At 57.9% G+C, this 20,340-nt stretch carries 20 protein-coding genes and 1 pseudogene; 15 read left to right on the top strand and 6 right to left on the bottom strand.

Annotation, left to right across the window (positions count from 1 at the left end; translation table 11 throughout):
• Positions 1 to 4 precede the first annotated feature (4 nt).
• The 4 genes and pseudogenes from THALAR_RS10135 (at position 5) to THALAR_RS10120 (ending at position 2,353) form a co-directional block, all read left to right on the top strand.
• Positions 5 to 1,045 carry an aromatic ring-hydroxylating dioxygenase subunit alpha gene (locus tag THALAR_RS10135; protein ID WP_021101454.1) on the top strand — a complete coding sequence of 347 codons (1,041 nt, stop codon included), beginning with the start codon at positions 5 to 7 and terminating at the stop codon, positions 1,043 to 1,045.
• 6 nt (positions 1,046 to 1,051) lie between these two features.
• Positions 1,052 to 1,471 carry a type 1 glutamine amidotransferase family protein gene (locus THALAR_RS10130; protein WP_021101453.1) on the top strand — a complete coding sequence of 140 codons (420 nt, stop codon included), beginning with the start codon at positions 1,052 to 1,054 and terminating at the stop codon, positions 1,469 to 1,471.
• On the top strand, positions 1,468 to 1,677 hold the full coding sequence (locus tag THALAR_RS10125) for a type 1 glutamine amidotransferase family protein (RefSeq protein WP_021101452.1): 210 nt from the start codon (positions 1,468 to 1,470) through the stop codon (positions 1,675 to 1,677). Before THALAR_RS10130 ends, THALAR_RS10125 begins: the two co-directional genes overlap by 4 nt.
• Positions 1,674 to 2,353, top strand: a pseudogene (locus tag THALAR_RS10120) (IS6 family transposase). Before THALAR_RS10125 ends, THALAR_RS10120 begins: the two are co-directional and overlap by 4 nt.
• Positions 2,354 to 2,444: 91 nt before the next feature.
• Here THALAR_RS10120 and THALAR_RS10115 read toward each other — a convergent pair.
• A complete protein-coding gene (locus THALAR_RS10115) occupies positions 2,445 to 3,134 on the bottom strand; it encodes a GntR family transcriptional regulator (RefSeq protein ID WP_021101450.1) in 690 nt (229 codons plus the stop codon).
• 136 nt (positions 3,135 to 3,270) lie between these two features.
• On the opposite strand from THALAR_RS10115, the gene THALAR_RS10110 reads away from it, so the two are divergent.
• The 10 genes from THALAR_RS10110 (at position 3,271) to THALAR_RS10065 (ending at position 14,618) form a co-directional block, all read left to right on the top strand.
• On the top strand, positions 3,271 to 4,317 hold the full coding sequence (locus THALAR_RS10110; protein ID WP_245622412.1) for a 4-hydroxythreonine-4-phosphate dehydrogenase PdxA: 1,047 nt from the start codon (positions 3,271 to 3,273) through the stop codon (positions 4,315 to 4,317).
• A gap of 46 nt (positions 4,318 to 4,363) precedes the next feature.
• Positions 4,364 to 5,347: a TRAP transporter substrate-binding protein gene (locus THALAR_RS10105; protein WP_021101448.1), complete on the top strand. Its 984-nt coding sequence runs from the start codon at positions 4,364 to 4,366 to the stop codon at positions 5,345 to 5,347.
• Between the two features lie 85 nt (positions 5,348 to 5,432).
• On the top strand, positions 5,433 to 5,987 hold the full coding sequence (locus tag THALAR_RS10100; protein WP_021101447.1) for a TRAP transporter small permease: 555 nt from the start codon (positions 5,433 to 5,435) through the stop codon (positions 5,985 to 5,987).
• Positions 5,984 to 7,270, top strand: a complete 1,287-nt coding sequence (locus THALAR_RS10095; RefSeq protein WP_021101446.1) for a TRAP transporter large permease — start codon at positions 5,984 to 5,986, stop codon at positions 7,268 to 7,270. Before THALAR_RS10100 ends, THALAR_RS10095 begins: the two co-directional genes overlap by 4 nt.
• A gap of 996 nt (positions 7,271 to 8,266) precedes the next feature.
• Positions 8,267 to 8,734: a hypothetical protein gene (locus THALAR_RS10090; protein WP_040818325.1), complete on the top strand. Its 468-nt coding sequence runs from the start codon at positions 8,267 to 8,269 to the stop codon at positions 8,732 to 8,734.
• 333 nt (positions 8,735 to 9,067) lie between these two features.
• Positions 9,068 to 9,529, top strand: coding sequence for a hypothetical protein (locus THALAR_RS10085; protein ID WP_211264798.1), 462 nt, complete (start codon positions 9,068 to 9,070; stop codon positions 9,527 to 9,529).
• 230 nt (positions 9,530 to 9,759) lie between these two features.
• Complete coding sequence (gene repA / locus THALAR_RS10080) at positions 9,760 to 10,941, top strand: plasmid partitioning protein RepA (RefSeq protein WP_021101442.1); 1,182 nt, start codon at positions 9,760 to 9,762, stop codon at positions 10,939 to 10,941.
• Between the two features lie 2 nt (positions 10,942 to 10,943).
• Positions 10,944 to 11,915: a plasmid partitioning protein RepB gene (gene repB / locus THALAR_RS10075; RefSeq protein ID WP_021101441.1), complete on the top strand. Its 972-nt coding sequence runs from the start codon at positions 10,944 to 10,946 to the stop codon at positions 11,913 to 11,915.
• A 197-nt stretch (positions 11,916 to 12,112) separates the two neighbouring features.
• Positions 12,113 to 13,387, top strand: coding sequence for a plasmid replication protein RepC (gene repC / locus THALAR_RS10070; protein ID WP_021101440.1), 1,275 nt, complete (start codon positions 12,113 to 12,115; stop codon positions 13,385 to 13,387).
• A 64-nt stretch (positions 13,388 to 13,451) separates the two neighbouring features.
• On the top strand, positions 13,452 to 14,618 hold the full coding sequence (locus tag THALAR_RS10065; RefSeq protein WP_040818321.1) for an ATP-binding protein: 1,167 nt from the start codon (positions 13,452 to 13,454) through the stop codon (positions 14,616 to 14,618).
• Between the two features lie 236 nt (positions 14,619 to 14,854).
• Here the strand turns inward: THALAR_RS10065 and THALAR_RS10060 are convergent, their stop codons facing one another.
• Complete coding sequence (locus tag THALAR_RS10060; protein ID WP_021101438.1) at positions 14,855 to 15,580, bottom strand: TfuA-like protein; 726 nt, start codon at positions 15,578 to 15,580, stop codon at positions 14,855 to 14,857.
• 4 nt (positions 15,581 to 15,584) lie between these two features.
• Positions 15,585 to 16,805, bottom strand: a complete 1,221-nt coding sequence (locus THALAR_RS10055) for a YcaO-like family protein (protein ID WP_083483448.1) — start codon at positions 16,803 to 16,805, stop codon at positions 15,585 to 15,587.
• A gap of 264 nt (positions 16,806 to 17,069) precedes the next feature.
• On the opposite strand from THALAR_RS10055, the gene THALAR_RS10045 reads away from it, so the two are divergent.
• Positions 17,070 to 18,418, top strand: a protein-coding gene (locus THALAR_RS10045) for an IS3 family transposase (protein ID WP_154666793.1) whose coding sequence is annotated in 2 segments (ribosomal slippage) — positions 17,070 to 17,403 and positions 17,403 to 18,418 — 1,350 coding nt in all. Because the reading frame shifts where the segments join, the coding sequence is not laid out codon by codon here.
• Positions 18,419 to 18,473: 55 nt separating this feature from the next.
• On the opposite strand, the gene THALAR_RS18575 is transcribed toward THALAR_RS10045, so the two are convergent.
• The 3 genes from THALAR_RS18575 to THALAR_RS10030 form a co-directional block, all read right to left on the bottom strand.
• Positions 18,474 to 18,632, bottom strand: a complete 159-nt coding sequence (locus tag THALAR_RS18575; RefSeq protein WP_169788535.1) for a hypothetical protein — start codon at positions 18,630 to 18,632, stop codon at positions 18,474 to 18,476.
• A 159-nt stretch (positions 18,633 to 18,791) separates the two neighbouring features.
• Complete coding sequence (locus tag THALAR_RS10035; protein WP_040818314.1) at positions 18,792 to 19,442, bottom strand: hypothetical protein; 651 nt, start codon at positions 19,440 to 19,442, stop codon at positions 18,792 to 18,794.
• Between the two features lie 121 nt (positions 19,443 to 19,563).
• A complete protein-coding gene (locus THALAR_RS10030) occupies positions 19,564 to 20,304 on the bottom strand; it encodes a tetratricopeptide repeat protein (protein WP_021101433.1) in 741 nt (246 codons plus the stop codon).
• Between the last annotated feature and the right edge of the window lie 36 nt (positions 20,305 to 20,340).

Below are 20,340 nucleotides of genomic sequence, written 5' to 3'. Positions count from 1 at the left end.
CCTGATGTTTCTGAAAAACGCCTGGTATGTCGCTGCATGGGATCACGAGATTACACGCGATTTGCAACAGATCACCGTGTTGGGTGAAAACATCTGCGTGTTTCGCACGGAAGCGGGCGATCTGGTCGGGCTTGAGGATGCCTGCCCGCACCGCAAGCTGCCGCTGTCCAAGGGCCGCATCAAAGGCGATACCGTCGAATGTGGTTATCACGGCCTGACGTTCAACTGTGTGGGCCAATGCGTCTGGGCACCGGGGGCCGGTGGCATTCCGTCCAACGCCAAGGTGCACGCCTATCCGTGCCACGAAAAATACGGGCTGGTCTGGATTTGGATGGGCAATCCGGCGCTCGCCGATCCGAGCGACATCTTCGAGATCGAGAACTACGATAACCCAGCATGGGGTATCAATCGCGGAGCCGCGATGGAGCTTGACTGCAACTACTTGCTGATGTGCGACAACCTGCTGGACCCGACCCACGTCGCCTGGGTCCACCAAAGCAGCTTTGCCGCAGATGCCACCAAGGACACGCCGCTACGGATCAGGAAAACCGATGATGGCGTGATCGTACACCGCTGGATGATGGATCACGAACCCGCGCCGTTCTACAAGAAAGTGGTCGAGTTCGAGGGCAACTGCGACCGCCTCCAGCACTACGAAGTGCGCTATCCGTCCCATGCGCTGATCAAGGCGGTGTTTACGCCCGCTGGCACCGGAGGGCCCGATGGCCCCCTGCATGAAAACACCTTCATCATGGACAGCTACAACTTCATGACCCCCACGGATGAGGGGCGCACGCGCTACTACTGGTTTCAGTTGCGCAACATCAGACCCGATGACGAAGAGCTTTCCAAAATGATGTCGGAGGACGTTCAACATGCATTCGAGGAGGACAGGGATGTCCTTAACGAAGTGCAAAAAGGCATGAGCAAAAAAACCTCGCCACATATCGACCTGCCCATTGACGGAGGGCAATTGCGGTTCCGCCGCCAGTTGCAGGCAATGATCAATGAGGAACAGCAAGTTGATCGGCAAATGGCAGAATAGCGGCATTTGCCGCTGGTTGCAGTCCAGGTCTCCAACGTCGGCTCGGACTGCGCCGCTCTTGCCGGTAGCCTTGCCATCGTCATGAGCAACAGTGACCCTGATCCCGGCCTCGGACCCGAAGTGGTCCCGGAAGGCGCGTTTTTCTTCCCGGTGGAAGGTTTCAAAGCGCCGTTGGATCTGGGGTTCCTGCTCTTGCCCCGTTTCACGTTGCTCGCCTTCGGCGCCGCCCTTGATCCACTGTGCATCGCCAATCAACTGGCGCAGAAGCCGCTCTGTCGTTGGACGGTGTTTTCCGAGGATGGTCATGCCGTCAGATACTCCTCGGGGATGGACGTCAGCGTTCATGCCAGCTTGAACGCCTTGCCAAAAAGATCTGCGTTTGCTGGTCTGCTCGGGAAATCAGGGGGGATGTTGCGGCTGACATGACGGTTGCGCAGATTCGCAAACATGTTCGCTTTGGCGGGAAAGTCGAGGGGATTTGTACGGGCGCTGCGACCTTGGCGCGCGTAGGCCTGCTGCAAGACCGCATCTTCACCCTGCATCAGGAAAACCAGCCCGTGTTTGTGGAAAATACGCTGACCGGTACTGCCAATTTGCTACCGCACCTTGGCACGGCTCGCGATTTGTCATGAGGATACCAGCTGAGATGCCGCGCCTGAAGCGCTATCGTTTCCCCCGTAAAGTCGTGGCTTATGCCGTATGGGCCTATCATCGCTTCGCGCTCAGTACGGCGGACAGTAGAGGATCTGCTCGCTGAACGCGGTGTAACCGTTAGTCGGGAAACCGTGCGCAAATGGTGAACCTATGTGGCTGGCATTTCGCCAATCGCATCAAGCGTGACCGTCCCACTGCTGCAGACAAATGGCATCTAGACGAAGTCGTCGTTCCGATCAACGGCGTGAAATATGGTCGCGGCGAGCAGTGGATGCGAACGGGGACGTGCTGGATGTCCTTGTGCAGCCGCGCCGAAACGCCAAAGCTGCCAAGCGTTTCCTTACGCGACCGATCGCCCGCTTTGGCAAACCGCGTGTCGTCGTGACGGACGAATTGCGCAGTTACATCAAACCGATCCGGACCGTTGCACCAGAAGCTGATCATCGGCCACACAAAGGGCTCAAAAACCGCATCAAGGGGTCGCATCGGCCGACCCGCAAACGAGAGAAAGACATGGGCCGGCTCAAATCAATCCGACAGACGCAGAGGTTCCTCGCGGCTCACGATCAAATCAACGCTATGTTCAGACCCCGCCGCTATCGCCTCTCCACCGTCTCATACCGCCACGCAAGGTCCAATGCCTTCGACTTGTAGCACGGTTATGCGCTCGAAATGACCGCCTGAGAAAATCACCCCTGGGGACCATTACAGGTCATTGCCGTTAAGTGGGCAATGCCCTTTGTGTTCATCTGCCTTCGGAATTGACAACATTGCGCACGCGGTCCCAAGTATTCGTCAGATGCCGTGCCATCGTCTCGGCGAGTCGTTTGCCGTCTCTCTCACGCAGCGCATTGGCCATCTCCGTATGCTCTCGCACTGCGGCTTCCCAGAAGTCCGGCTGACGGTTCCCGATGAAGCGGATACGCTTCAGTCGCGCCTGCAAACTGCGTTGTGTTTCAGTGAGCGCGCTGTTTCCTGCCGCTTCGGCAAGTTGCGTATGGAAAGCTTGGTTCAGCTTGTAATAGCGAAGCCGGTCCCTCGCCTCGTAGAGAACGATCATCCGGTCGTGGATATCGAGGAGCTCCGCGATCTGTGCATCCGTTGCGCGCTCGCAAGCGAGGCGACCGGCCAGGCTCTCCAGATGAGCCTGTAGTTCGAGCATGCTTTTGACTTCTTCGGCCGAAAGCTTCCGTACAACGCTTCCCCGAGAGGGCCGGATCTCAATGAGCCCTTCCGCCGCGAGCGTTCTCAACGCTTCGCGGAACGGGGTGCGCGATATACCGAGATCGGCAATCAAGGCAGCCTCGTCGATACGTTGCCCCGGTTCGAGATATCCTTCGATTATCAGATCACGAATTTGCTCCACAGCCTGATCATGCAGACTGCGTTTCGAAATGGTATGGATCGGGGATTGAGGGGCTTCGCGCAAGGTCATCTCCTGAATTTATCCTGCTTTTATCAGCGGTCTTCTTGTCTTTCGAGATCATTTATGTATTTTGTATACAACTGAGGGTTTGATGGTGGATGTAAGACGAATAGCATTGGCACTTGGAGATGCAGGCGGCATCGGCTTGGAGCTTGCCGCCCGTATCCTTTCAGACATCCAAACCGGGGCCGATATGATCGTGTTCGGTGATCGGCGCGCGCTGGATTTGGGCGCCCAGCAGGCGGGTGTGGTGCTGGACTTTGCCACGGCGGACCTGAATGCCCTGTCCCGACTGACCGAAGGCAGTGTGCTGATCGATCTGGGCAATTGCGACCCCGACGATGCGACCGTCGGCGTGGCGACGTCCCGGGCTGGGGCGGCTGCGCTGGAGAACTTCCGGGCGGCGCTTTTGACAGCGAAGGTAGGTCTGGTCGATGCCGTGGCATTTACACCGTTCAACAAGGCCGCAATGCGGATGGCCAAGACGGATTACATCGACGAGATCGGCTTCATCGACGCCGTGTTGGATGCGCCCCGATCGGGGCGAGAGTTCAACGTGCTCGACGAGGTGTGGAACGCGCGTGTCACGTCCCATGTCCCACTGCGTGATGTGGCCGGACTGCTGAGTCCTGATCGCATCTTTGATAGCCTGAAATTAACTGTCGAGGTGATGCAGGACGCAGGGATCGAACGCCCGCGTATTGGCGTCGCGGCTCTCAACCCACATGCGGGTGATGGTCGTAATTTCGGTTCGGAAGACGAGGATATCATCCTTCCGGCCGTGGAACGCGCAAAGGCGGAGCAGATGGCCGTGAAGGGGCCCGTGCCCTCGGACACGGTGTTTGTGCGCGCTCTCAAGGGTGAGTTCGACGCAGTACTGACCATGTTTCATGATCAGGGGCAGATCGCCATGAAGCTAATCGGATTCGACCGGGGCGTGACGCTGATTGCCGGCTATGGCTTTCCCATCGTCACGCCGGCGCATGGCACGGCCTATGACATCGCGGGCCAAGGTGTCGCCGACATGGGGGCTACGATGGCTGCCTTGAAGCTTGGCCGCCGTCTGGCGGCGCGCGCGCCGCAAAGAAATGCCGATTATGCGGCCCGCAAGGATTTAATCGCGGCGTTGCAAAGTTGCCCTCGATATGGCGCGCAGCCCATCAATGTCATCGAGGGTGCAAACAGAAGCTAAGACAGTCGGCGCGTGCCGACACAATGGATCATTCAGGGAGGATGACATGAAAACCAAGAAGCTGAGCGCGCTGATCGCGCTGACAATCGCGTGGAGTGGCATGGCCACGGCCCAAGAGGAGATCATCTTCGGGATCTCGGCGACGCCAAACTCGTTGCAGGGGCAATCAGCCTACGAGTTCCAGCGTCGTGCCAACGAGAAGCTGGGCGATCTGGGGGAGGTCAAAGTCTTTGACAGCTCGCAACTGGGCAAGGACAAGGACATGCTTCAGAAGATCCGGCTGGGAACGATGCACATCACCCTGCCCTCGTCTATCATGCCGGAGATCGCACCTGAATACGCCATCTTCGATCTGCCCTTCCTCGTCGCCAATCGTGATCATCTGGCCCGAATGGACGAGACCTTATTCAGCAACACGCTGGTTCCTGCCGCCGAGGCGCAGGGATACCGACCACTCGCTGTATGGGAAAACGGTTTTCGTCAGATCACGAACAACGACCGCCCTATCAACGTTCCCGCCGATCTGGAAGGGCTGAAGATTCGGACGCCGAATTCCTCATGGCGTGTTTCCATGTTCGAGGAATGGGGTGCGAACCCGACGCCGATGGCCTTCTCCGAAGTCTTCGTGGCGCTGCAAACCGGCGTCATCGACGGGCAGGAGAACCCGCTGACCAATATTGCCGGGGCCAAATTCGAGGAAGTACAGGAGTATCTGTCGATGACCGGCCACGTCTATTCGCCGGCCTACCCGACCGTGGGTATCGATACCTTTGCCAAGCTGGATTCGAAGATACAGACCATTCTGTCTGAAACCGCGCAGGAAGTTGCGGTCTGGGCGCGCGAGCAGGGGGCAAGTCAGGACGACGATCTTCTTACGACGCTTACCGAGGCTGGGATGCAGGTGAACCAAGCCGATCGTGCGGCTTTTGTCGAGGCCTCCAAGCCCATCTACCAGAAGTTCGCGGACGAGGTCGAGAACGGTCAGGCGATGATCGACGAAGCCCTCGCGCTAGCAGGTGACGGATCCTGATCCGGTCCGGATAAACACCGGGCGTGCGCGTCAGATTGGCGTGCCGCCCCTTCCTTTGATTCCGCCATTTACAGGAGCGTCCGATATGCGCGATCTGGCCATCCGAACGCTTGATATCGGCCTGCAGGCAGCGACGCTGGCGATGATCGTCGCGCTCGCTTGCATCGTTCTGATGGGTGTTGGCTTCCGCTATTCTGGATCATCTCTGATATGGTACGACGAGGTTTCGTCCGTCCTACTGGCTTGGATCACCTTCACCGGGGCCGCGCTGGCTGTCCTTCGCAATGCCCACCTTGGCTTCAACGGATTGCTGTTCGGCCTTCCGGGCCCCATTCGCATACCTCTGTTCTGGCTGGTCGAGGCAGTCTTCATAGCCACCTTTGGGATCGTCGTCTGGGCTGGTTGGGCCATTCTGGACTTCTTCGGCTCCGAGACGATGACAACCCTTCGGTTTGTGCCGCGCACATTCGTTCAGGGTATCCTGCCGGTAGCTGCGGCTTTCATGGTGCTGGCGCGCGTGCTGACCCTCCCCGAACGTCTTGCATCCGTTCGAGCAGGCGCCGACCCCGAAAGCGAGGAGATCGCGCAGGAGATCGCGCGCGCCGAAGCGGAACTGTCCCGCGCAGGTCGCAAAACGTGACCGAAGCGCTCGTTCTCCTGTCGATGTTCCTCCTGATCGCCGCGGGCCTGCCGATTGCGGTGTCGATTCTGGCCAGCGCCCTGATCGGCGTCTGGTTGCTGAACGGACACCTCGGCTTTCTAAACGCGGCCCTGTCGCTCTTCGACGGTGCCACAAGCTTTCCGTTGATCGCGATCCCGCTGTTCATTCTGGCGGGCGCATTGATGAACACCGGTGGCATCTCGACCCGGCTGATTGCCTTCGTCTCGGCTTTGATCGGCTTCGTGCGCGGCGGGCTGGCCATGGTGAACGTAGGCGTCTCGCTTTTCTTCGCGGAAATCTCGGGCTCCGCCGTGGCGGACGTGGCGGCAACGGGGTCAGTTCTGATTCCCGCAATGAAGCGCAAGGGCTATTCACCTCGTTTTGCTGCGGCGCTCACCTCGTCCACCGCGTCGCTGGCCATCATCATTCCGCCGTCCATACCGATGATCTTGTATGGTGCGCTTTCAAACACGTCGATTGTGCAGCTATTCGTGGCAGGAATTGTGCCTGGCCTGCTCGGTGCCTCGCTCCTGATGGGCATGTGCTACTATTTCGCTATCCGCTATGATCTCCCGCGCGAAGAAAGCTTCTCTCTGTGCCGTCTCTGGCACGCCACCCGCGAGGCGGCCTGGGCGCTGATGCTGCCCGTCATCATCCTCGGCGGCATTTTCGGCGGCATAGTTACCGCAACCGAGGGCGCGGGTATCGCTGTTCTCGCGGCGCTGTCCATCGGTCTTCTAGTCTACCGCGAACTAAATCTGCGCAAACTCTACGCCGCGCTCATAGATGGTGTTCTGCAAACGTCGGTCGTGATGCTGCTCGTCGCGTCTTCTGCCGTTCTGGGGCTCTACCTAACCGAGACGCAGATGCCGCAGAAACTGGCCGCAGGCATTACGACGTTGACTGAAAATCCCTTCCTTGTCCTGATGATCATAAACGTGTTCCTGCTATTTATTGGAATGGTGTTGCACGGTGCGGCGGCGATCATTTTGACCGTGCCGATCTTTATGCCCCTCGTGAACCAGTTGGGCATCGACCCCGTCCATTTTGGCATCCTGCTCACCCTTAACATTGCGCTCGGCCAGCAGACGCCGCCGGTGGCAAGCGTTCTCGTTACCGCTTGCTCAATCGCCAAGACCGACGTTTGGGAGACGACGAAGACAAACCTTCCGTTTATCGCGGTCCTGGTTTTCGTCCTGTTGATCGTCACTTACGTGCCCGCCGTTCCTCTCTGGCTTGTGGGCGTGTTTTACGGACCCTAACTGTTCACCTCGTCCTCCAAAATGGTTGGTCATTGGCCCTTGTGTGCCGATGAGCCGATGCACTTCGGGACAATGCAGGTAATTCGCCCATGCGCTTGTCCTCCACTGCGACGCGAACGTGCGCGTCATGACAGAAATAGCATCCGCCATGCCCTAGACCGATCGAGGCGAGACAACGGAGTGTTTCGTGACCAGGTGGGCGGACTCGGCACTACAGTTATGGTCGCATGTCTGTTCTTACATGCTGGGACTTGCACTGGAGTGTGAGCTTTAGAAAGTGAAGGATGAACCGTTTTTTGTCACAACTGGGTCAACTTCAGGCTTTCGAATCACTCCAAGCTATCGGTCCAGTCCCTGCTAAACCCTTTGATCTGACCTGAAGCAGCCATTCGACAATCCTGCAGCATCGGTTGATCAGGACTCTCCTAACATCTTCACTGTGTTATCAACGTGTGACTGGTTCAGTAGACTCTGCTGTTCGCTGCACCACGTTCCAACACGCAAAACGCGGGACGAACCAGCCTTTTGCTCTTGCTCACGCAGCATTTCTTCGCGTGTACAGCAACGCGTGTTTTGCAATGCAGCGGAATTCACCATAGCAGCCGTGCAACCCCACCGGTTGAGGTGAAATTCAAGTTGCCGTATCGCCGGAACCTCGTCCGAACAGGCAAGACACGAACAACGGCATGTTGTCGCCCGTTGACTATGAAATGAAACAGAAGAAAATGAACGAAGCAGGCGTATAGGAAACTAGGGGCACATCCGCACAAGCTGACGAACTGCAAAGCCTATTCAATGCCGCTGTTGTCCAAGTGTGAACAAGTGCTTACACGGTTAGAATAGTGATGAAACCGTAGGCCGTCCGTGGATATCCTGCAGGCCCACCGGCTAGGATGACCGAGTTCAGAGCAACGATAGGTGGTCAGCAGCTCTATTATTACGAGCTTCGCGACATTGGCAAATTTGTCAGCGCCGGCTTGGCACGGGGGCGTTAAGATGGATGCAAATGCTTTGTTTTACTTTGCCTCCCAAAGGCCGGTTTCCGAGATATTGAAGTTCGTTGAAGATAATGGGTTGATACCTAATACAAATCTCTACGAGTTTCCTTGGATGGGCGAAGTCGAGCGGTCATTCTCCGGGCTGAATGAATTGGTCAAGTTCTTGGAAACTCAGTTTGGTCAAGAATATCCTATATACTTCAAGGATAGTCAGGGAGAGCACTATTTTGTCGGCATAACAGCGGATGGCCGGATTATCTTCGGACTTCCCTATTCCGGACGGGCACCGGAATCTCTGGCTGCAAAAGCGCGGACGTATGGTGGTTTTTACGGGTATATCGGCGCTGGAATGCCGGAGATTGGCAGCATCGAGAAATTTAAACTGGACCCAGAATATCACCTCCCCAAGTTATTGGATGATGGACATATAGCGATTACGGCGACGCCGATGATTTTGAATGATTGAGCCGCGTGGCGCTTGCGCCTGGAGTTTACGTAATGAAGCGCCGTTTCGGTTTTGACTGACAGTATAGATACGCAAGCGACCAGAGGCCTGATCTACCTGCCTCTCCAGCCTCGGGCGAAGATGGTAGGGCTGTCGGCAATCAGTGCTGCGCTTACCGTGGCATTGTTTGGCAGTGTCGGGTTCGGGACACATGGGTGGGGGCAATTTACGTGGCTGCCCTTGGCCATAATCGCGGCGTGTTACAGCCTATTTCTCTGCAATCTGTTCATACTTCGCAGCCCACGTCTTCAAGTCCTTCTGACGCTGGTCCTTGGCGGCCTCGCATCACCTGCTGTGGCCGTGATCTTTGCCGTCTATGTACTCGTGGCTTTCGGCGAGGCGATCCTTACCGCATTGAGCGTTGGTGTGTTGGCTCTCGCCCCGATCATCCTGCTTGGTGCGTTGGAGGGCCGCAATTGCGATCTTGGCAAAATCCAGAGACTTTTGCGCCGCAACGGACAGTTGCGACTGTTGCCGGATGGAAGAGAGGCCTTCGATACCTACCGGGAATGGGGGCTTGGGGCGGAGGCTATCGTCGGGGGGGGTTCAGTGGCGCAAATGGCTGGATCGCGCGGTGATCGCGTTTGCGATTCTGGCGATGCCAATCGGGGCGACGGCCGCCTTCACCAGCGCGAGTGCGATACCGGATATTCCCGCCCAATGGGGTATCGCGACCGCTTTTCTGGTGGTCGCCTGGCTGCTGCGTCCAATGGTGACGGCAGTATTCGGCCAGCTTGCATTTTTGCGGCTTTATAGCGGTCAAACCGGTAACCGATAGTCCGGTTGGCTGCCCGCCCTGCCCTACAGCCCCGCCAGAATCTCCGCCAGTTAACAGCTGTTAACACGCATGCTCTGGTGGATGGATTTGTGTCTACGGGTTTGTTAGACACTACCTGTGGATATTTTCCTTGACTTGGCAGGGTGAATCGCGGCCTAACGGGTTGAAGTTGCGCAAATAAGCAATATTGAGCGGGAAAACAACAACCATGCTACAGACGGGACCCATCTCGGCCGCCTCCCAGACCGACGTGACGCAGGAAATGGCGGCGCGGTTGAAGACCGCACTCACCACACATCTAGAGCAGGTCTATGCGCCGGATCAACGCAAGAAATTGCGGCTTTTCAGTGCAACAGAGTCTGCCGAGCTGCTGGGCGTCTCCGGCCAGTTCCTGCGCAAGGGGCATTCCGACGGCACCCTGCCGGAGCCGGAAGTCATCTCCAACGGGCGGCGTTTCTATTCCGGTGCAGAGCTGTGGAAAATGCGGCACCTGCTCGAAGCGGGCTCTCGCACGGTCGGCAAATATGTTCCCGGCCGCCGCGAGGGCGACAAGTTGCAAGTCATCCAGCTGATGAACTTCAAGGGCGGCTCCGCCAAGTCCACGGCGACGATCCATCTGTGCCACTACCTTGCGCTGGCAGGCTACCGCGTGCTGGCGGTCGATCTTGACCCGCAGGGAAGCCTCACCGGCTTTTGCGGATTGCAGACCGAGTTGGAGTTCGACGGCGCCACCATTTACGACGCCTTGCGCTACGACGACCCCCTGCCCTTGCGCGATGTGATCGTCGACACCTATTTCCCCGGCCTTGATCTGGCCCCTGCCCGCCTGATCCTGAGCGAGTTCGAGACCGAAACCGCCGTCAATGCCGGCCGTGGCGAGGCGTTTTTCGAGCGGCTGTCCCGCGCGCTGGACTCTGTGGAGGATGACTATGACGTGGTCATCATCGACAGCCCCCCTGCCCTCGGCTTTCTAACGCTGACCGGGCTTTTCGCGGCGACCTCGGTTCTGGTGCCGATGACCCCCAGCATGCTGGACCTCGCGTCGACACAACAATTCGTCGAGATGACCTCGGCCTATCTGGGCGTGATCGAGAATACCGGCGTACGGTTGGATCACGATTTCTTTTCCTTTTTAATCACAAGAGATGATCCCAGCGACATACCGAGCCAACAGATCGTTTCTCTGATGCGCGCGCTGTTTCAGGATCGGGTTATTCCCTCCACGGCCGTTCGAAGCACGGCGGTTGCAGATGCCTCGATGCTGAAGATGTCGATCTATGAGGTGACGCGGGCCGAAATGACCCGCAGCACCTATGATCGCGCGCGGCACAGCATGGACGCTGTCGGCTCGGATGTTGCGCATCTGATTCAAAAAGCATGGGGGCGCTAGACATGGCACTCGACAAGAACAAATCCGGCATCATGGCCGCAATATCCGCCGCAACCGAGGGCAAGGCCCCGATCTATGACCGGGCGCATCGCAGCTTGCCCAAGGGGACCGTCGGCTCTGTGCGCGCGGGCATCGGCGGGATTCAGGAGATCGACACGGCCCTGATCCAGAGCTGGGGGCCGCAGGACCGTCTGGAGTTAACAGCTGTTAACCCGGACGCGCAGTCCGGCGAATTGCAGGACATCGCGCAAAGCATCGCGGCCTCCGGTCAGCAGGTTCCGGTGCTTTTGCGCCCGTCCCGCAACCGCGACGGGCATTTCGATGTGGTCTATGGGCGGCGGCGTATCCTAGCCTGCCGTCAGCTTGGCATTCCAGTCAAGGCGCTGATCCGTACCCTGGACGACACCGAGGCGCTGATGGCCAAAGGTCTGGAGAACGCCGGTCGCGCCGACCTGAGCTATTACGAGCGCGCCCGCTTCGCCAAGGCCATTCTGGAGCAAGGCCACACCCGCGAACAGGTCATGCAGGCGCTGGCGATCAGCAAGAACACCCTGTCGCAACTGGAACGGATCACGCGGCTGATCCCTGATGCGGTGGGCGAGTTTATCGGCGCGGCCCCCAAGGCGGGACGCCCGAAATGGATGGCGCTGGCTTCCGCCTTCGAGACGGGCGGCACGTCCGAAGAACAGGTACTGTCGGCTTTGACGAAGCTGGGGGCGGAGGCAGACTCCGATACGCGACTTGAGGCGGCGCTTGCGGCATTCAACGCCCGCGGCCCGAAAGAGCGGACGCTGTCCGAGCGGACGCCGGTGCCCGGTGTCACGGTGAAATCAGGCAAATCCTCCGTCGCGCTGTCCGTGAAGCGGGCAGGGGAGAACAAGGCCTTCGCAGACTGGCTGGATCAGAACATCGACCAGCTTATTCAGGAATCTTACCGGTCCTTTCAAGAACGACTGGAAGATAGCGCCAGTTAACAGCTGTTAACTGGCACATTGGCAACGAGCAGAGCAGGAGGACGACGCAGAACGAAAAAACCCTCGAAACCGGAGTTTCAAGGGCTGTAGCGCCAAGGCGCCGATTGTTTTCGCACTTCAATCCTAGCAGCCAGCGAATCGCCACACAACAAAAAACGCCCTTGGGCGAACGGGTTTTTACGGCGTTAAGCATTATTATGAGGAAATTCAGAGAAACCCCGATCGGGGACACCCGCGCAGGCAGCGACGGGACCGGTTATTTGCGGCCTGATGGATGGCGAAATGCATCTCAGGCGCTGTTGGCATCCGCCGAGCTGGCAAAGAAAGGCGCGTCGCGAGCCATCCCGAAGACGCGCGCCGTGGTCGCAGTGAAGCGGGTCGGCGCTCATATCGGTCTGAAAGCGGCGGACCTGCTGCTGCTCGACACCTTGGCCGCGTTCACCCAACCTCAGGATTGGGAGGAGGGCAGGCGGCCTATCGTCTGGGCCTCCAACGCTTTCCTGATGGAGCAGACGGGCTTTTCGCTCTCGACCCTGAAGCGCCACGGCAGGCGCTTGGTCGAAGTGGGGATCATTACCTTCAACGACAGCCCCAATGGCAAGCGTTGGGGGCGCAGGGACGCGGCTGGCGTAATCGTCGAGGCCTATGGGTTTGATCTGTCACCGCTGAGCGCGCGGGCGGAGGAGTTCGAGGAATTGGCGACCGAGTTGTCGGCAGAGCGGAGCCTGTGCCAGCGCCTGAAGCGACAGATCACGATTGCCCGCCGCAGCATTCGCGCACGGCTTGAGGCAGCGTGGCAAGACGATCCGCAGAGCCGGGGGCTCACGCGGATTCAACAGGCCTATGATGCGCTTCTGGAGAAGCTACCGCGATCCCGTATGCCCTCTGATCTACTTGAGGCTGTGCTGGAGCGGTTCCGGAGATTGTTGGCGCGGATCGAAGGTGCCCTTTTGACGCCCGACACCGAAGAAGCGACACAGCTGTGTGAGAGCCACGAAACACCAAATCTGACCCCCAAAGAGGCCAAATCTGACCCCCACATACAAACTACAAATCAACTTTATCTTGTAACCTGTAACAGCGCTGAAGAAGAGGATGAGGCAACCGCGCCACCCGGAACAGCCACGGCAACGCGAGATCTTGATTTACCGATGATCCTGCAAGCTTGTCCGGAATTCACCTCTTGGGGTCATGATCTGGGGAAAGGGATCGGGGGGTGGCCTGATTTCATGCGCTGCGCTGAGGCTTTGCGCCCGATGATCGGCATCTCTGACCAAAGCTGGGCGCAGGCACAGGTGAGGATGGGCAGGCCGGTTGCAGCGGCGGCTTTGGCGCTTGTGTTCGAGAAGGTACAAGCCGGAGAAGTGGCGTCAGCGGGTGGGTATTTGCTGGGCATGGCCCGTAAGTTCGAAATCGGGGAACTGCATCTGGACCGGAGCTTCTTTGGGCGACTGAAAGGGCTGGCAGCATGAGATTGGCTCTGTGTTTCCGCGATATACCTTGTAAAACTCCCATGCCATGGCATAAATGCAAGGTATGATACGTAGAAACCACCTTCCCAAGCTTGAACGGGCATTAGACACCCAGCCCGGTGTTGTCCTGCTCGGCCCTCGTCAGGTGGGCAAGACCACCTTGGCGCAGGATATCGCCGAGGCGCGGGAGGCGGTCTATCTTGACATGGAGCGCATTGCGGATCGCCAGATCCTTGAAGAACCGGACCTGTATCTTGACGAGCAGATCGGCAAGCTGGTGGTGATAGACGAGGTTCAACTGATGCCCGGCCTGTTCGGCGCGTTGCGTGGGCAGATCGACCGTCGCAGGCGGGCGGGGCATCGGACGGGCCAGTTTCTGCTTCTGGGCTCCGCGTCCAACACGCTATTGCAGCAAAGCGCGGAATCCCTGGCGGGGCGGGTCAGCTACCACGAATTGACGCCGTTTACCCTCGACGAGGTAGGGCAGGGGGCCTTGCCGAAGCTATGGCTGCGTGGGGGCTTTCCCGACAGCTATCTTGCGGGCTCCGACCGCGACAGCCTGACATGGCGGGAGGATTTCATCCGCACCTATCTTGAACGCGATATTCCGTCCTTCGGGCTGCGTATCCCTGCCGAGACCTTGCGGCGGTTCTGGACAATGCTGGCCCATGAACAAGGCGGCTTGCTCAACGCGGCCAAACTGGCGGCGGGGCTTGGGGTTTCGGGGCAAAGCGTGGCCCGCTATCTTGACCTGCTGGTCGATCTGATGCTCGTGCGTCGGCTGCCACCCTGGCACGCCAATGCTGGCAAGCGGCTGGTCAAATCGCCCAAGGTCTATATCCGCGATGCAGGTCTCACCCACGCCCTGCTTGGGCTGGAGACGATGGAGGCGCTGCTGGGCCATCCGGTCGTCGGCGGCTCGTGGGAGGGCCTGTGCATCGAAAACCTGATTGCCGCGGCACCACGGGGGACGGAGGCCAGTTTCTATCGCTCGTCAGCGGGGGCCGAAATAGACCTGATCCTGAAGCTGCCGGATCAGACGCTCTGGGCGGTCGAGATCAAGCGAACCACGTCGCCGAAGGTCACGCGCGGATTCCATATCGCGTCCGAGGAGCTAGAGGTCGCGGAGCGGATACTGGTCTATGCCAGCGACCGCGACGTGCCGGGGCAGGGGGGGGTGCGTGCGATGCCACTCGCCCGCGCGACGGAGAGGCTTTCAGCTGTTGGCTAGCAGCGCCGGTAATGGGGTTTCGTCCGGGTCCAGCTGCGGTATTTAGATGCGCCCGATAATGCAAGTTATTGGACATCGGAGAGAGCGACAGGGCGGGGCGGTTTAGATGAAATGGCTTCTTAAAAGCGCCGCGCTTCAATTGCCGCTGGAGTTCAGAGGCAATTGAAGCGGTCGCCTTTCTTAGCTCCTTTTTGGTGCCGTAACTGGCAGCAGCATCAAGGAATTCCCGATCAAGATCACGGACTCTTCGACAGCGCACGTTCGCGGATTCTTTGGTAGTATGTAGTCAGCGGCGGCGGTTTGCAGCTTGGTTCCAGACGGTCAGCCTCTTCTGCCATACACCGGACCAGATCAATCGCATCCAGTCGCTTCTGCTGAATTTCAGGCGAGCTTAGAATACTCTCCAGCCGCAGCCGTCCCTGCCTCGTCTTGTGCACCTCAGAAGCTATCGCGCGCCACGTCCGGGCGGAAAAATGACGCGCGCGCGCGGCGGTCAGTACCTTCGCCAGCTTCGTCTCCGTCATGGTACGGCGACGCCTCAAAGCCGCGATTGTCGCCTGTACATCGACCATGCTGATCGACGTCGCCACAAAGTCGAGTTCGTCCGGACCGTGAGTGACTGCGACATCGGCATCCTCGCCGATCTCGCCGCTCACGTAGGCCTCGAATATCGTTCCGACGCCACGCATCCCGAACCTATGTAGTTCAGCCGCGCGCAGGGCGCCCATTGAGGCCCCGCCCCAGACCAGTATCCCATCCGCCATCGCCTCCAGTATCTCCTTTTGATGCACGGCCAGATGGTCACCGAAATAGCCGTCGATGATCCCGATTGCCGTCGGCTTGTCTGCCATCGCCCGCAGAACATCGCCTTGCTTCGCGGGTGCCCGAAACCGGATATCGGGAAATCGCGCCTTGTCTTGTGGCGTCAGGCTTGGTCCTACGAAAATGATGGGGGAAGTCATATCTTCACCCGTGAATTTGTCGGCCGCCGTGTGGCGAGACCGGGAGCAAGTATCTTTGCACCGGTATTCCCAGTTCCGGGTGAGACAGGTCAAGGCAGATCACGGGGCCAGCGTTCTGCGCCTCGATCCGTTCGATCATCACGCTGACATCGCATCTTGGAAAAGCGGTGCTTTGGTCGGTGAGGTCCAAAGAGGCGCGTGTCGTGGCGAAGTCCATCTGCCGTTCGAGAGCGCGGATCGTGTTCGACAGGTTCCAAGCGGCGTAGTGGATCGGGTCCAGATCATCGCGATTGCCGGAGATGTAGGTGATGCGCGTCTGCGCTGCCTCGGTGATGGCGCGCGAGATGGCCGTCACTGGATCAAGATGCGCCCCGTGCCCCCGCGAGGGGCGGTGGCTTGGGCGGGTCTTGTCGGTTTCGTAAATCACCGCCCTGATGGTCGTGACCGCAAGTGCGTTCGTCAAATTGTGCAGGTCGAGTACCAGATCGGCATCGTGTATCATTTCAATCAGATCGCCCAGCACACTGCTATCCTTTGCCACCAGATCAGGGTCCAGCCGACACGCCGAGCGCGCCTGTTCATCAAGACGCTCGAACTCGGCGCGGCACGCGCGTTCGATGACTTCGGCCAATGCGGAAGACCGCGCCTCGCCCATCGTGTTGCCCCCGGCAAGCCCATTGGTATTGCGCAACAGCCATGGCGGATCGGCGGGACGGGTGAAATCAAGGTTGGCGCTGTCACGCGGCACCATAACCGAGGCCCCGGACACGAGATCCTTAGCCGGCGCCCAGTCGAGAGGTGCGTCGTCAGGATCAGCTTTGTGTTCAATATTACGCAAAAACTGCGGGTCGAGATAGGCTTCGGATTCAATTTCTGCCGATGTCGCGCGCGGACCCTCGAGCATCAGATTTTCGGCGTGCCAGATCTCCGTCGCCTCCATCATAGCCGACGCCTTGGCGGCCGCCAACGTGAGACCCTTGCCTTGACTGACCGTCAGGAGTTTTCCCATGGGCCGAACGGCTTGCGCTACGGGGATACCGATCCTGTCCAGTTCGGTCAGATCCGCAACGCGGGTGATGCCGGTGATATCCCTGATACGCTCCAGACGCTGTATCGTCTCTTCGGGCTCGACCGTCCGGTGCTGCCAGCGTTTTGATGCGCTGGCAGTTGTGTCCGGTTGTAAGGCTTTACCCAAAACCGTCGCCTCCTCCATCGGCGTTACCATCGGAATTGTCGCCAACTTCGTCTTTGGTTAACGTTACCGAAGAATAGACGGGTGTGAGGTCCGCGTCTCTGATCGTGCTATGGGGTATCATTGCTGCTTCCATCACACTTTTGGTAATCTCACCGGCGAGCCTTTTGCGGTATGCGTCAATCGCGTTTCGGTACTGGTCAAGCAGTTCGTGTCTGACTTCAGCGCTTATGGGCCAGTTTAGGGCTATTTGATAAGGGAGGGTTTCTGGCTCATCGTAACCACCAAGGAGTGGAGATGAGACAGACATCCGGACGAAAGAGCCACGGCGAGAAGATCGTTAAAGACATCCGCCGCGCTACCCGCAAACAGTATTCTGCCGAAGAGAAGATCAGGATCGTGCTGGACGGCTTGAAAGGCGAGGACAGTATTGCTGAACTGTGCCGTCGCGAAGGTATCGCCCAAAGCCTGTATTACAGTTGGTCCAAGGAGTTCCTTGAAGCTGGGAAGAAACGACTGGCCGGTGATACGGCCCGTGCCGCTTCGACGACTGAAGTGAAAGACCTTCGCCGTGAAGCCCAAGAGCTGAAGGAGGTCGTTGCCGAGCAAACCCTTGAAGTTCGCTTGCTCAAAAAAAGCATGCTCGGGGATGGGGGCGACCAAGAATGAGATATCCTGCATCTGAGAAGATCGAGATTATCCGGCTCGTTGAGCGGTCGCACCTGCCGGCCAAACGGACGCTGGACAAGCTGGGCATCCCCAAGACCACGTTCTATCGCTGGTGTGATCGGTATGAGTCCGGTGGCCCCGAGGCATTGGAAGACCGCAGCCCCAGGCCGTCGCGAGTTTGGAACCGCATTCCAGACAAAGTGCGCCAGCGGATCGTCGATCTGGCGCTGAACGAGAGCGAACTATCCCCGCGAGAACTGGCCGTGCGCTTTACGGACACGGAAAGGTATTTTGTGTCAGAGTCATCGGTGTATCGCCTTCTCAAGGAACACGATCTGATCACCAGCCCAGCGTATGTGGTTTTGAAAGCTGCCGACGAGTTCAAGGACAAGACGACAAAGCCCAACCAACTTTGGCAAACTGACTTCACCTATCTGAAGGTCATCGGCTGGGGTTGGTTCTATCTCAGCACGATATTGGATGATTACAGCCGCTACATCATCGCCTGGAAGCTCTGCACGACGATGAAAACGACCGACGTCACCGACACGCTGGACCTAGCCCTCGAAGCCTCAGGCTGCGATCAGGCAACCGTTCTGCACAAGCCACGCCTGCTCAGTGATAACGGTTCATCCTACATCTCCGGCGAGCTGGCTGATTGGCTGGAAGACCGTCAGATGGACCATGTGCGCGGTGCGCCGTATCACCCGCAGACCCAAGGCAAGATAGAGCGTTGGCATCAGACCTTAAAGAACCGCATCTTGCTGGAAAACTACTACCTGCCAGGTGACCTCACGCAGCAGATCGACGCCTTCGTCGACCACTACAACCATCAGCGCTATCACGAGAGCCTGCAGAACCTGACGCCTGCTGACGTCTACTTCGGACGCGGCCAAGCCATTCTGAAACAACGAGAAAGGATCAAACAAAAGACCATCGCAACGCGCCGCTTGCTTCACAATAAAACGGCCGCATAATCAAACAATCCAGATGAGCCAGATACTCTCTTAGATCAGGCCGCTCTGAAGACCATTATCTCTGAAGACGGACACGCAAAAGGTAGCTGTCGATAACGTTCTTCAGATAGACCACTGCGCCGAACCGTGCCCGTTGCAGGGGCGCCTTGCCATCAAGGCCAAGAGCCGAGCCAACCAGATCCGGCGTGCCGGGGTCCATGGTTGTGATCAACACCGCAAAACGATAGGGGTTTTCCGTCCATTGGTATGGTGCCAGTAACTCAAGTTCTGTCTCATCGGGGGCGTCCAGGTACTTTTCTGAGTATCCGTGGTCCCGATGTTCCCAGATAATTTTGACCCCGGTGCGCCAAAGCGCGCGACGCAAATGGCGACCTCAATGGCCCAACGCTCTACGGAGAATTGTCTCATATATATCTGCATTATCACCAACGATATGTATGAGGCTAAACAGAGACATTCGACGCAGCGACTCGTACTGCCGGTCGGCGGCATCAGATCGTGACCAATCGTCAAGTTTGACTGCGTTAGCGGCGTATTTGATAATTCGCAGTGCTGCTATCTGCGTGCCATCACTGCTCAGTCTGATCGCAAGGGCCATCTTGTTTTCGGGACCGTGGTCGCTGTAGAGATGCTGCGGCTTAAACACGTCGGCAATGGTGAGCAGGTCCCACCCCTCCCTTCGCCACTGGTTTTTGCTGAAACCGGGCGGATCCTTGCTAGTGAATATCGCTTCGCTAGCCCACGAAAAGGTCCAGTCTCGCCGCCGGATGTCTGCAAACATGTCGCCGGAAATCACTAAATTTTTTGGGTCAATTCTCAGACTTGCATAGATTCTGTTTTCGTGTGCCGTTTCGGCTTCAGGGTCGAAACCGGGGATCAATTCGGATGTCGGGTGCAGCCAGAATTCGTGACGACCTCCGACATCTTCGAACTTCTTAGAAATTTTTTTCTGCCTGAGGAGATGCTCGGTTGACCATTCGCGAGGCCCGAAAATCGCCCTGTCAGATATCAGCGCATGTTCCATGGGCGAGATCCTCAGATTTGAAAAACTCGATCAGGATGGGTGAAACCGGCTTCAAAGAACAAGCTGGACTTACGGAAAACTGCGCTCTGAACCGATGAAATTTGGCTTTTTCACGCAGCTTTCACGGAAAATTCTGTGCGGTGATCTTAACGCCGGCTTTATTGAACCCATCAACCAGAAGATCACGATGCGCTGTTCGGCGGTAGGGTTTCATATCGCACATCCATTGAATTCCGGCTTCCGCTTCGAAAGGTTTTGAGCCTTGCCAACGCTTACGCAAATCTTCGATCATGGTTTCGACATCCTGGCGGGCCTCCACCAGATAGCCCAATTGTGCAAGCGTCGGGGCACGCCAGAAGAGCGTGCGATAGGGTGTGCGGACTTCGGGCGTTTCAAGCCAGGATAACGCGCGTTCGAAGTCGTGTCTGAGATAGAACAGCTCGCCATAATCGGTTCTGACGAAATCCATATCGTGCAGCAGGCGTTCCTCGGCCATGCCGTAGTATTTCTCTGCTGCGTCCAGATCGCCCAAATAGACCAAGGCCGTGCCGAGTACGTTCAGGACGTAAGGGTCATATGACTTTAGCTCCATCGCCCGCTGTGCGGATCGCTCCGCAGAATGGAAGTTTCGTCTCCACAGCAGGCACGACGCCATCCGCACATGCGCGGTGGCGTATTGCGAATTCAGGAACAGCAGGCGTTGCGCAAGTTCATAGGCTTTCTCTCTTGGCTTGCGATGATCGGTGCCGGGACGGGACATGAAGCTGCCGGTGTTGTAGAATTTTACGAGCCGCTCGAGTGCGGGCAGAAAATCCGGGTCAAGTTCTATGGCGGTTTCAAGATGACCTAAAACTTTCTCCATGTATTCATCACCGGTGGGCGCGGTGAACAGGCGTTG

Source organism: Litoreibacter arenae DSM 19593, assembly GCF_000442275.2.
Classification (GTDB): Bacteria; Pseudomonadota; Alphaproteobacteria; order Rhodobacterales; family Rhodobacteraceae; genus Litoreibacter; species Litoreibacter arenae.
This window is presented reverse-complemented; position numbering and strand designations above follow the sequence as displayed.